Genomic DNA, 12,136 nt, shown 5'->3' on the forward strand with positions numbered 1-12,136 from the left:
GCTTGAGCAGATGGTCGGGTCCGGCGGTCGGCTTGCGGTTGCGTCGGTGCCTGATCTGCGCGGGTTGCGGTTCCGTAGCCGGCACAGTCCCGAAAGGCAGCGACGAGGAGTCTGCGCAGGTGGTCGGGTCCGCCTGTCGGTTTGCGGTTCCGTAGACGGCCCCTTGGCTGGTCACGCCGGGCACCCGACTCCCGGTGGTTGAGGTGCGACGAGCGCTAGCGAGGAGCCTCGAAACCACCGGGCCTCGAAGGCGGGCTGTGGATGGAGACTTGGGAGAATCGCCAGTCCACAGGCGGGTTTCCGGCCAATCAAAGTGTCGGTGGTCTCTGGAAGAATCCAGTCATGGATCTCGGAACCAACACATCGATCGGCCAGTATGACGGCCGTTCCGTCCCCGAGCTCCTCGGCGAGATCCGCTCACGAGTCGACGCCCGCAAGAACCTCTGGATCGACGAGTGGATCGCGATCGTCGCCTGGGCCGACCAGAACGTCATCGACTCCCCTGAAGGTGCGGCCACGTTGCTGGACGGGGTCGTCGACACCGGTGTCCCGATCGCTGGCCCTGGCGCACCCCTCGTCTCTGAGTTCGCGTTGATGGAACTGATTGCTGTCCTCGGCCGCTCCCCCATCGGTGGTCATGCCTACGTCGGGCAGGTGATCGAGTGCGCCTGGCGCCTTCCGCGCCTCTACCGGGCCGTGGTCGCCGGGCGGGTGCACACGTGGAAGGCCCAGCGCATCGCCGACCTCACCCACCCGCTCAGCCCTGAGGCAGCAGAGTTCGTGGACCGCCAGCTCGACGCCGCGATTGAGGACGTCGGCTGGAAGCAGCTCGAACGACTGGTCACCGAGGCAGTGCTGCGCTTCGACCCGGAGCGAGCGGCGGCCGAGCGCGAACGGATCAGCGACCACCGGCACTTCGACATCGACGAGCCCAGCGACACCGGGCACGTGATCGTGCACGGCCTCATGGATGCCGCCGACGGCCACGACCTCGACGAAGCGATCAGCCGTCGAGCGATCCTCCTCGGCAAGTGCGGTGACGACTCGTCGATGGACGTGCGCCGGTCGAAGGCTGCGGCTGAGCTGGCCCGGCAGGACCTGTCGCTGGACCTGTTGTTCGCCGACCCCGACACCGGCGAGGTCCTCGCCACCGCACCCGGCCGCCGCGTCACGTTGAACGTCCACGTCACCGACACCACCCTCACCGGCGACAACCTCGTCGCCCGCTGCGAGGAAACCGGCACGCCGGTCCTCGCCACCCAAGTCAAGGAGTGGCTGCAAGCACCGAGGACGACCGTCATCGTCCGCCCGGTCATCGACCTGGCCGACTGCGTTCCGGTGGACTCCTACGAGATCCCCGACCGCCACCGGCAACGGGTCCAGCTGCGCGACCACGCCTGTCGCTTCCCCGGCTGCACCGTCAAGGCGACCCGCTGCGACCTCGACCACACGATCGAGCACAACCGCGGCGGCCCGACGTGTCCGTGCAATCTCGTCCCGCTCTGCCGGCGGCACCACCGGGCCAAGACCTTCAGCCTGTGGCGCTACGTGACGGTGCAGCCCGGCCACTACCTGTGGATGTCACCGAACGGCCGGCACTTCCTGGTCAGTCTGAAGGGAACGCGGGTCCTCGACACCCCGCGCCGCCTCCACCCCGACGACTACTAGCTCCCAAGCCCCACACCCCGCCCACCGGCGGGGTCACAGGCATGTTCACTGCCCCTTGCGCCGGTCAGTGCCAACCCCACCCCCCTGACAGGCCCGGAGGTTTCGAGGCTCGGCCGCGGGCGGCCTCGCACCTCAACCACCGGGAGAGGGCTTGCCGCCAGGCGGACTCAGCCACCCACGGGAGGCAACTGCGCGCGCGGCAGCGCGGCGCCCGCGCCGAAGGTGCGTCGAGGGCAAGTGCGGGCCGAGCGCAGCGAGTGCCTGCGCGCCGCCTTCGACAGGCGACGCGCTCGCGCCATCAACACAGGGCGGCGCGGACGCAGTCCGTGCCGGCAACCGCGCCGGAAAGCCGACCGGCAGGGCCCCGGGGTCAAGGATCGCGAAGCGACCGCGTAGCGGCGGAGCGCAGCGACGTCCTTGACGCCGGGGGCCGGGCGGCTACGGTGCGCGGCCGCCGACACCAACCACGAGGCAACGCTCCCGCCGCTGGTTGAGGTGCGAGGCGCCCCAGCGCCGAGCCTCGAAACCAGTGGCCCCGGTCCACCGGACCCTGCCGGGCACAGTCCGCCTCGCAGGCCCGGAGGCTTCGAGGCTCCTCGCTGGCGCTCGTCGCACCTCAACCGCCGGGAGGAAAGCTCCAAGACGTCATGCGGATCGTGGCCTGGGGCCCACGATCCGTATGACCTCCCACGAAGGCGGCGGCCGCGCGCCGGCGGCGCGGACGCAGTCCGTGCCGGCAACCGCGCCGGAAAGCCGACCGGCAGTGCCCCCGGGGTCAAGGATCGCGAAGCGACCGCGTAGCGGCGGAGCGCAGCGACGTCCTTGACGCCGGGGGCCGGTCGGCTACGGTGCGCGGCCGCCGACACCAACCACGACAGCGACCAACCGCCGCTGGTTGAGGTGCGAGGCGCCCCAGCGCCGAGCCTCGAAACCAGTGGCCACGGTCCACCGGACTCTGCCGGGCACAGTCCGCCTCGCAGGCCCGGAGGTTTCGACGCTCCTCTCTGGCGCTTGTCGCACCTCAACCACCGGGAGACAGAGCACGGGGACGTCATGCGTTCCGCGGCCTGGAGCCCACTATCCGCGTGACCTCCCACGAAGCGGCGGTACGGTGCGCGGCCGCCGACACCAACCACGACAGCGCCCAACCACCGGGAGGCAATGCTCCACGACGGGAGTCGCGCACCCGCGGTGCGCGGCGGCCAACACCAGCGACACGACAGGTGCCACGATGGTCCGGTGCGCACTCGGGGCCTCCTGCTGATCCTGTCCACCTCTCTCGCCCTTGCGGGGTGCGGCGAGTCGAGCTCCTCGGAGCCGACAGGAGCGCCGTGGGCGTTGCCGGTCGGGGCGACGGAGTGGGACGTGACGGCGCCGGCGTGGTTCCACGCGGGGACGTTGCACGTCGGGGACGAGAGCGTCGAGCTCGGCGAGCGGGTGGACACCTTCGTGCTCGGCCGCACCGGTGCCTACTGGATGCGCGGCGACACGCTGATGTTCACCAGTGCCGAGGGAGCGACGGAGGAGGTCGCGGAGGTGGGCTGGGACAACCTCGCGGTCTCGGCGGACCGATCGGTGCTGGCGACGGTGGACCAGTCGCGGGGGCCGACGGACCGGTACGGGACGCACGTGATGCAGGTGGCGGTGTTCGACACCCGCACCGGGGAGCAGCTCTACCGGACGCCGGACGAGGAGCCTGACGACGGCGACGACCTGGCTGACCTCTACGGCGAGATCATGCCGCTGCTCGAGGGGGTCAGCACGGAGCACGTGTTCTACGACGACGCCACGATCGACCTCGCGGTCGGATCGGTGACGCCGACGACGGAGGACGCCGAGGGGCTCCCGGTCTACGAGGACTGGGCGGAGACGCTGTTCCCCGACGGATACCGCGTCGGCCTCCGCGGGAACGGCCGCGAGCGGCAGGTGGCGGACTCGCGGATCGACCGGCTCGGCATCCTCTCCCCCGACCGGAGCACGATCTTCGACACCAGCGTCTGGCCCACCCCGGCGGTCGTGTACGACGCCGCGACGGGTCGGCAGCGCGAGATCGGGGCGCCGTGGCGGCACTTCACGCTCGTGGGGTGGACGGACGAGGACACCTTCGTCGGCGTCGCGGAGAGGATCGTCGCCGAGCACCCGGTCAACAACCTGCGCGCGCGCCAGGTCGTCTCGTGCGAGCTGGACTCGCTGGAGTGCACCCCGGTCAGCCCGGTGGTCGAGACCGACGACAGCGAGGACGTCGAGGGCGAGAACGCCACGTTGCTCGTCGAGGGCGGTCGGCCCTACGGCGGGGTCTGACCGGCCCCGGTCCAGCGTCGGCGGCCCAGACCGGAGTCGAACCGGTCGCCGCGGCAAGCGGCTTCTTCATCGGCAAATCCCTGCGGGCCAGGTTGCCGGCGACGTCGTTGGCGCCAGCAAGGACGCGGTACCCGCCCCGCGCCTGCGCAACCGTCTGAGGGACAACCCTCGACAGGTTCGGGGGCCAGCACCGATGCGGCCGAGGCCGACGCGGCGGACAGTGGCAGGGACCGTGACCACCCGACACAGGAGCGCACCGATGGACGCCACCCACCTCCGGCCCGGAGAGGGCACTCACCACCGCATGACCGACGGCGACCACGTCGCCAAGGTCGCGGTCCGCGACGAGCAGGGCGCCTTCGAGGTGTTCGAGATCGTCGCGCACGCCGCACCGCCCTCGCCGCCGCACATCTCGCCGTGGTCCGCGGTCCTCTACCTCGTCGAGGGACGCGTCCGGGCGTCGGTCGACGGCCAGGAGCACGACGTCGAGCCGGGCGGGGTGGTCGTCTTCCCTGCCGGCACGCCGAGCACCTTCGAGGTCGTCGGGGAGAGCGCCCGCTTCGTCGGCATCACCTCCGGGGACGGCGCCGGCCGGTTCTTCGCGGACTTCGCCGCGTCCGTGCCGGCCGACCGGCCTGTCGAGGAGTCGATCGGCACGATCCTCGAGGTCACCGCGCGGCACGGGGTCAGGATGGCTGCGCCGGCGGTGTGAACCGCGCCCGCGCCCGGGCCACCTCGGCGCGGGTCACGCAGCCCTGGACGTGGTCGTTGACCAGGCCCATCGCCTGCATGAAGGCGAAGGCGGTGGTCGGGCCGACGAAGCGCCAGCCGCGCTTCTTGAGGTCCTTCGACATCGCGACCGCCGACGGCGACGTGGTCAGCGACTGCGGCTCGCCGAGCTCGTCGAGCGGTGGCTCGAACGACCAGAAGTACGCCGCCAGCGAGCCCCGCTCCTCGACGAGGTCGAGGGCACGGGCGGCGTTGTTGACGACCGCCTCGATCTTGCCGCGGTGGCGGACGATGCCGGCGTCACCGAGCAGCCGGGCGACGTCCTGCTCGTCGTACCCCGCGACCACGTGGAAGTCGAAGTCGGCGAAGGCGGCGCGGAAGGCCGGGCGCTTCACCAGGATGGTGCGCCAGCTCAGGCCGGACTGGAAGCCCTCGAGGCTGACCTTCTCGAAGAGGCGGCGGTCCTCGACGACCGGGAAGCCCCACTCGGTGTCGTGGTAGGCCGGGAACTCAGGGGCCGAGACGGCCCATGCACAGCGCAAATGCCCGTCGGGGCCGGGCAGCACGTTCGTCATGCGACGAACTGTGCCACCCGACCCCGACAGGATGGTCTGCGACCGCTGCCGATCGTCAGGTCAGCGTGTGACCTGGGACCAGCGGGTGATCTGGGATCAGATCGCGCGGACGTTCTCCGCCTGCAGGCCCTTCTGGCCCTGGGTGACGTCGAACTCGACGCGCTGCTCCTCGGCGAGCGACTTGAAGCCGGTGCCGGCGATGCCGGTGTGGTGCACGAACACGTCGGCGCCGCCGCCGTCCTGCGCGATGAAGCCGAAGCCCTTGGTGTCGTTGAACCACTTCACGGTGCCAACTGCCATTTTCCTACTCCTTGTGTGTCATCCCGGAAGCCGCGCGGGCCTGATGGACGCGCGGGCTGAAGCCAACTGAAAACGCGCCTCGTGGAATGACCAGGTGGAGCTACAACAGTGATTCCGATTGCCAGCAGGATGGCCTGGCAACGGGACAGGGCCGACGAGTCGGTCCCCTTCAACACCCATGACGCTACCAGTGATGTGCTCGCGTGGCACCATCCCCGGCCCTAGTGTCTGTCCATGGCGTTCACCCCGCGACAGGTACGGGCGATGGGCCTCATCGCCGACACGTTCGCGACCGGCGGGGGCGGCGTGCCGTCACCTACCCAGGTCGGCTCCCACGAGCTCGCGCTCCGGATCGCGGAGGCGAACCCGCGAGCCGGCGAGGTGCGCCAGCTCAAGGCGCTCCTCGACGTGTGGGACACCCGCGCCTTCGGCGTCGCGCTGACCGGCCGCCCCCGGCGCTTCTCGGAGCTCAGCCAGGCCGAGCGGGAGGCGGCGCTGCTGTCGCTGTCCGACTCGCGGGTCGGCGCCAAGCGGGCGCTGTTCCAGGGGCTCAAGAGCGCCTCCCTGCTCCCCTACTACATGACCGGCGGGGCGGCCGTGTGGGACGAGATCGGCTACCCCGGCCCCCTCGGGAAGCGCCCGGACCCGCCGGCGGCGACGATCGCCCCGGTCCCGGTCACCCGCGACACCGACCTCGCCTGCGACGTCGTGGTCGTCGGCTCCGGCGCAGGTGGCGGTACGGCGGCCGGCGTGCTCGCGGCCGCCGGGCTCGACGTCGTGGTCCTCGAGGCCGGCGGCTTCCACGACGAGCGGCACTTCGACGGCGGCGAGGAGACCGGCTTCCTCGGGCTCTACGCCCTCGCCCCGCAGTCCACGGCCGAGGGACAGGTGCAGCTCGTCGCCGGCCGCGGCCTCGGTGGCGGCACGGTCGTGAACTACACGACCTCCTTCCGGACCCCCGACCACGTGCGCGCGGAGTGGGCGGGGCTCGGCGCGACGCAGTTCTCCGGCCCGGAGTACACCGCGTCGATGGATGCGGTGTGCGCGCGGCTCGGCGTCAACACCGAGCACGACAAGGCCGCCCCGCGTGACGCGATCCTCGAGCGCGGCGCGCGGGCGCTCGGGTGGGACGTCGCCGCGATGCCGCGCAACGTCCGGGGCTGCGACCAGGACGTCGAGTGCGGGCGTTGCGGGATGGGCTGCCGGCTCGGTGCGAAGCAGTCCACCGCGAAGACGTGGCTGGCCGACGCCGCCGACGCCGGGGCTCGGATCCTCACCGGAGTCAGGGTGCGGACGGTGAGCACCAGCTTCGGCCGGGCGACCGGCGTGGTCGGCGAGACCGCCGAGGGGCACCGGGTCCGGGTGCGGGCCAGGGCCGTGGTGGTCGGTGCCGGGGCGATCCAGACGCCCGCGCTGCTCCAGCGCAGCGGGCTGACCAACGCCAACATCGGCCGCTACCTGCGCCTGCACCCCGCGACAGCAGTGTGGGGCCGGATGGCCGAGCCGGTCGACGGCTGGGTCGGCGCGATGCAGAGCAGGTACGTCGACGCGCTCACCGACCTCGACGGCAGCGGGTACGGCGTCCTCTACGAGACCGCACCGCTCACGCCGGCGTTCGGCACCGGCTTCGTCAACTGGCGCGGCGCCGACGACTTCCGGCGCCGCATGGTCGAGCTCCAGCACACCCTGGGCGTCGCCGTCATCGTCCGCGACCGCGACCCCGGTGGCACGGTGCGCATCGGGCGTGACGGCGAGCCGGTCGTGCGCTACCAGCTCTCGCCGCGCGACACCGACCACCTCGTGCAGGGCCTCGTCGGCGGCGCGCGGATCGCCGAGGCGGCCGGCGCCGACTGGATCGCCTCGACCCACCACCGGACCGTCAGCTACGAGCCGGGCAGGCGTGGCTCGATCTCCACCTTCGAGGCCGACCTGCGCGCTGCCGGCGCCGCGCCGGCGACGATGGCGCTCGCCGCGCTGCACATCATGGGCACCGCCCGGATGGGCGGCTCGGCGGCCGACTCGGCCGTGGACCCCGACGGGCAGACGTGGGACGTGCAGAACCTGTACGTCGCCGACGCCTCCTGCTTCCCGACCGCGTCCGGCGTGAACCCGATGATCTCCATCGAGTCCATCGCGCACATGAACGCCACCCGCCTGGCGGCACGGCTGACCTGAGCCGCAGAAGGGGCTCAGAGCGCGAGCAGGCGCTCCTCGAGGCTGGAGGAGACCCGCGAGCCGAGGACCTCGATGGCGCCGGCGATGAGCGGGTTCGCGAGCTTCGCCGCCCCGTGCGGGGCGAACTCGGAGTGGTAGGTGACCGTCGTGGTCTCCTGGCCGGACTCGAAGGTGATCGTGTCCGTCACGGTGACGCCGTTGGCCTCGCCGACGAGCTCGAAGACCTGGTGCGGCTCGAAGCGGGTGACCTCGTAGTCGACCTCGACCTCGCGGCCGACCATCTTGCTGACGTTGTGGTAGGTCGTCCCGACGCCGCCGTCACCGGAGGTGCGGGTGGTCGAGACGGTGGGCGGGTCCCACTCCTCGGTCCTCGTGAAGTCGGTGAGGTAGTCCCAGACCAGCTGGACGGGGCGGGCGACGGTGATCGTGCGTTCGACGGTCGGCATGCGGCGGTGGTACCCGCCCGCCCGCGGTCCAGCCGGAACCCGGCAGGCCCGTCAGCTGTAGGTGATCTTGACGTGGTCGGTGAGGGGCACCGACTGGCAACCGAGGCGGATGCCGTCCTCGAGGTCGTCCTTGTCGAGCACGTCGTTGTAGAGCATCTTCACGTCACCCTCGAGCAGCCGGATGGCGCACGCAGAGCACTCCCCCTCGCGGCAGGAGTACGGCGCCTTGACGCCCTTGCTCTCGAGGAAGTCGAGCAGCTTCGTGCGCGGGTCCCAGTCGTCGAAGGTGAACTCCTCACCGTCGAGCTCCACCTCGACCTTGACCGGACCGGCGGGCGCGTCGGAGAAGACGTCCGCGGCAGCGCCGTCGTCGTCGGACTCGGCGAGGGCGATCTCGTTCTCGGCCTGCTCGAGCTCGGCGAGGTCGCCGAAGGGGTTGCCGCCGAGGGAGACGAACTTCTCCTGGTGGCGCAGGCTGCGCGGGACCTCGAGCTCCTTGAGCGCGGTCGTGACCATCTTCATGAACGGCGCCGGGCCGCACACGAAGGAGTCCCAGCCGCCGTACTGCGCAGCGAAGGCCTTGAGCTGATCCTGCGTCGGCAGACCCTGCACGGACTCCAGCCAGTGGATCACCTGGAGGCGGTCCGGGTGCTCGGCGGCGAGCCGGCTCAGCTCGGCGGCGAAGATGACCGACTGCTCGTCGCGGTTCGCGTAGAACACCACGACCCGGCCCTTGCCCTCGGCGAGCGCCGTGCGCGTGATCGACATGATCGGCGTGACGCCCGAGCCGCCGGCGAACAGCAGCAGGTCGGCGTCGAGCGAGGCCGGCGTGAAGATGCCGGACGGCGGCAGCACCCGCAGGGTGTCACCGACCGAGAGGTTGTCGCAGATCCAGTTCGACGCGTAGCCGTCGGCGGTGCGCTTCACGGTCACCGTCAGCGGCCCGCCGTCGTGCGGGCTGCTGGACAGGGAGTAGCAGCGGGCGGCGATCCCGGTCTGGTCGCTCGGGACCGCGACGGTCAGGAACTGGCCCGGCTTGTAGGCGAACTTCTCCTCCGCCCCTGCGGGCACGGCGAAGCTGATCGACTTGGCGTCGGCGGTCTCCTCGACCACGTCGACGACGTCGAGGACGAAGGACTCGATGTCCACAACACTCCCTGGGAAAAGATGAGATGGGCGGGCGCTCAGTACCCGTCGTGGGCACCGATCGGGACATCACCGGCCCGAACAGCCTCGTCGATGCTAGCCATCATCCGGGGGCAGGGCTGGTGCACGTCCCGCCCTCCGGGTGCCGTGCCGCGTCGCTGGAACTCCTGGCAGTCCGCGCGGGCCTGGGTCGACCACTGCACCGAGGTGTGGTGCTCGCTGTTCTTCTTGACCCGCACCCTTGCCAGGCAATCCAGGCAGGCGACCTCCACCAGGCGCTCCTCGGTGTAGCGTCGGAGGTCGGCGAGGGTCTCCTCGCTGGTCGGGACGAAGGACGCCATGGGTACGCCGGCCTCAGGCGTCCGCAGACGCGGTGGACCCGGCCTCGGCGGCCGCCCGGCGGGCGAGGTTCTCGGCGACCTCGGCCTGCCAGTACTCGTTGGCCTTGGTGGTGTCGACCTCGAACTCGAAGCGGTCCACCATCTCCGGCTTCACGTCGGCGACGTCGACGTAGAACTGCTCGTACCAGCGACGCAGCTGGTAGACCGGGCCGTCCTCCTCGCAGAGCAGCGGGTTCTGGACGGCGACCTTGTTCTCCCAGATCGCGACGTCCTGGAGGAAGCCGTCGCCGAAGGACTCGGTGTAGCGCTCGGCGATGTAGGCGCAGGTCTTCTCGTCGAGGCCCTCGGGCTTGCGCACGCTGATGCCGTACTGGAGCGTGAACGACTCCGGCCCGGTCGGGATGTGGCAGTTGATGAGGATGACCTCGGTGATGAAGCCCTTGTAGTCGACCTCGAGCCAGTTGATCATGTACGACGGCCCGTAGTAGGTCGCCACCGACTTGAGCATCGAGTTCTCGTCGCCGTACCCGCCGGCGGCGGTGTCGGGGCGGCCCTTCGACTCCATGAACTGGGTCGCGGTGTGGCCCTCGAAGACGTTGCGGAAGCTCGTCGGGAACGCGAAGTGCACGTAGTAGAAGTGCGCCATGTCCGCGACGTTGTCGATGAGCTCGCGGCAGTGCGAGCCGTTGATCTCGCGACGGTGCCACGACCACGGCGTGTACTTGTCGGTCATCACGTCCGGCAGCTCAGGCGGCAGCAGGTCGTGATCGGCCGCCGCGCCCTCCGGGTCGTGCCAGATGAGCAGCTGGCCGTTGCGCACGACGGTCTCGTAGCGCTGCGTGCGCGCACGCAGCGGGACCCGCCGGGCGTAGGGGATCTCCTTGCACTTGCCGTCACCGCCCCAGCGCCAGTCGTGGAACGGGCACGCGACGTTGTCGCCCTTGACCTCGCCCTGGGTCAGGTCGCCACCCATGTGGCGGCAGAAGCCGTCGAGGACGTTGAGGCCGCCCTTCGAGTCCTGCCAGACCACGAGCTTGGTGCCGAAGCCGTGCACGGCGTGCGGCTTGCCGTCCGAGAACTCCGAGGCCAGCCCCAGGCAGTGCCACCCACGCGCGAAGCGGATCGGCGCAGTGCCCTGGTCGAGAAGTCGGGTGTCGCTCATGTAGAACACGTTACAGTTTTGCCGTTAGGGTGACAACAACCAGGCGCCACGACGCGCCCGGAACCATCGTCGCAGGAGATCCGATGCACATCGACCTGGAGCCGCAGCAGGTAGCGCTGCGCGAGGAGCTGCGTGAGTACTTCGCACAGCTCGTGACGCCCGAGATCCGCGCCGGCCTGGCGTCGGCCACCGGAGAGTTCGGCGAGGCGGGCGTCTACAAGGACGTCATCCGCCAGATCGGAAGGGACGGCTGGCTGGGCATCGGGTGGCCCAAGGAGTACGGCGGCCAGGCGCGCTCGATGGTGGAGCAGCTGATCTTCACCGACGCTGCCGCCATCGCCGGCGTGCCGATCCCCTACCTGACGCTCAACACCGTCGGCCCGACGATCATGCGCTTCGGCAGCGACGAGCAGAAGGAGTACTTCCTCCCGAAGATCCTCGCCGGCGAGCTGCACTTCTCGATCGGCTACTCCGAGCCCGGCTCCGGCACCGACCTCGCGTCGCTGAAGACCAGGGCCGTCCTCGACGAGTCCACCGGCGAGTGGGTGATCAACGGCCAGAAGATGTGGACCTCGCTGATCCAGTACGCCGACTGGATCTGGCTGGCGTGCCGCACCGAGCCCGACGCCCCGCGCCACAAGGGCCTGTCGATGATCCTGGTGCCGGCGGACGCCCCCGGCGTGTCGTACACCCCGGTCCACACCGTGGCCGGGGTCGGCACCTCGGCGACCTACTACTCCGACGTCCGGGTCCCCGCGTCCAACCTCGTCGCCGAGCGCGGCGGCGGGTGGGCGCTGATGACCAACCAGCTCAACCACGAGCGGGTGGCGCTGACCTCCGCGGCGCCGCTGCAGCACTCGCTGGGCCTGGTGAAGCAGTGGGCGGCCGAGACCCGCAACCCGGACGGCGCGCGCGTCATCGACACCGAGTGGGTCCAGGTCGCGCTGGGGCGGGCGCACGCCCGGATCGAGGCGCTGACCCTGATCAACTGGAAGCTGGCCGCCGATGCCGACCACGGCGTCGCCCTGTCGCCGGCCGAGGCGTCGGCCACCAAGATCTACGGCTCCGAGCTGGCGACCGAGGTCTACCGCTCGCTGATGGAGGTCGTCGGCCCGCACGCCGGGGTGACCGGCGACTCCCCGGGTGCTGTCCTCGCCGGCCGCCTCGAGCGCTACCACCGCTCGTCGCTGGTGATGACCTTCGGCGGCGGCACCAACGAGATCCAGCGCGACATCATCGGCTACGTCGGCCTCGGCCTGCCCGCGGCCAAGCGGGCCTGAGCCCCGAGCCCGA

Annotated in this window: 11 protein-coding genes; 5 read left to right on the top strand and 6 right to left on the bottom strand. The window is 70.8% G+C overall.

Annotated features, from left to right (window positions below; all coding sequences use genetic code 11):
* Positions 1-342 precede the first annotated feature (342 nt).
* The 3 genes from NOCJ54_RS0101770 to NOCJ54_RS0101780 all read left to right on the top strand — a co-directional run bounded on the left by NOCJ54_RS0101770 (position 343) and on the right by NOCJ54_RS0101780 (position 4,681).
* Positions 343-1,668: an HNH endonuclease signature motif containing protein gene (locus NOCJ54_RS0101770; RefSeq protein ID WP_028654084.1), complete on the top strand. Its 1,326-nt coding sequence runs from the start codon at positions 343-345 to the stop codon at positions 1,666-1,668.
* Between the two features lie 1,239 nt (positions 1,669-2,907).
* On the top strand, positions 2,908-3,969 hold the full coding sequence (locus NOCJ54_RS0101775; RefSeq protein ID WP_157514760.1) for a hypothetical protein: 1,062 nt from the start codon (positions 2,908-2,910) through the stop codon (positions 3,967-3,969).
* Positions 3,970-4,228: 259 nt separating this feature from the next.
* Entirely contained in the window at positions 4,229-4,681 is a 453-nt protein-coding gene (locus tag NOCJ54_RS0101780; RefSeq protein ID WP_028654086.1) for a cupin domain-containing protein, read from the top strand.
* Here the strand turns inward: NOCJ54_RS0101780 and NOCJ54_RS0101785 are convergent.
* Entirely contained in the window at positions 4,656-5,273 is a 618-nt protein-coding gene (locus tag NOCJ54_RS0101785) for a DNA-3-methyladenine glycosylase I (protein ID WP_028654087.1), read from the bottom strand. The two genes, NOCJ54_RS0101780 and NOCJ54_RS0101785, sit on opposite strands and share 26 nt — an antisense overlap.
* A gap of 96 nt (positions 5,274-5,369) precedes the next feature.
* The gene (locus NOCJ54_RS0101790; RefSeq protein WP_028654088.1) at positions 5,370-5,573 is read right to left on the bottom strand and encodes a cold-shock protein; all 204 of its coding nucleotides are present in this window, start codon (positions 5,571-5,573) and stop codon (positions 5,370-5,372) included.
* A 234-nt stretch (positions 5,574-5,807) separates the two neighbouring features.
* Here NOCJ54_RS0101790 and NOCJ54_RS0101795 point away from each other — a divergent pair, with 234 nt between their 5' ends.
* On the top strand, positions 5,808-7,748 hold the full coding sequence (locus tag NOCJ54_RS0101795) for a GMC family oxidoreductase (protein ID WP_028654089.1): 1,941 nt from the start codon (positions 5,808-5,810) through the stop codon (positions 7,746-7,748).
* Positions 7,749-7,762: 14 nt separating this feature from the next.
* Here NOCJ54_RS0101795 and NOCJ54_RS0101800 read toward each other — a convergent pair whose 3' ends face one another.
* The 4 genes from NOCJ54_RS0101800 to NOCJ54_RS0101815 are packed head-to-tail and all read right to left on the bottom strand — an operon-like array spanning position 7,763 to position 10,843.
* The gene (locus NOCJ54_RS0101800; RefSeq protein ID WP_028654090.1) at positions 7,763-8,194 is read right to left on the bottom strand and encodes an SRPBCC family protein; all 432 of its coding nucleotides are present in this window, start codon (positions 8,192-8,194) and stop codon (positions 7,763-7,765) included.
* Between the two features lie 51 nt (positions 8,195-8,245).
* On the bottom strand, positions 8,246-9,343 hold the full coding sequence (locus tag NOCJ54_RS0101805; RefSeq protein WP_028654091.1) for a ferredoxin--NADP reductase: 1,098 nt from the start codon (positions 9,341-9,343) through the stop codon (positions 8,246-8,248).
* A gap of 35 nt (positions 9,344-9,378) precedes the next feature.
* Entirely contained in the window at positions 9,379-9,681 is a 303-nt protein-coding gene (locus NOCJ54_RS0101810) for a hypothetical protein (protein WP_028654092.1), read from the bottom strand.
* Positions 9,682-9,694: 13 nt separating this feature from the next.
* On the bottom strand, positions 9,695-10,843 hold the full coding sequence (locus NOCJ54_RS0101815; protein ID WP_028654093.1) for a Rieske 2Fe-2S domain-containing protein: 1,149 nt from the start codon (positions 10,841-10,843) through the stop codon (positions 9,695-9,697).
* Between the two features lie 83 nt (positions 10,844-10,926).
* Here NOCJ54_RS0101815 and NOCJ54_RS0101820 point away from each other — a divergent pair, with 83 nt between their 5' ends.
* Positions 10,927-12,123, top strand: a complete 1,197-nt coding sequence (locus NOCJ54_RS0101820; protein WP_028654094.1) for an acyl-CoA dehydrogenase family protein — start codon at positions 10,927-10,929, stop codon at positions 12,121-12,123.
* The last annotated feature ends 13 nt before the right edge of the window (positions 12,124-12,136 follow it).

The sequence above is a fragment of the Nocardioides sp. J54 genome (genome assembly GCF_000519005.1).
In the GTDB taxonomy this organism is placed as follows: domain Bacteria; phylum Actinomycetota; class Actinomycetes; order Propionibacteriales; family Nocardioidaceae; genus Nocardioides.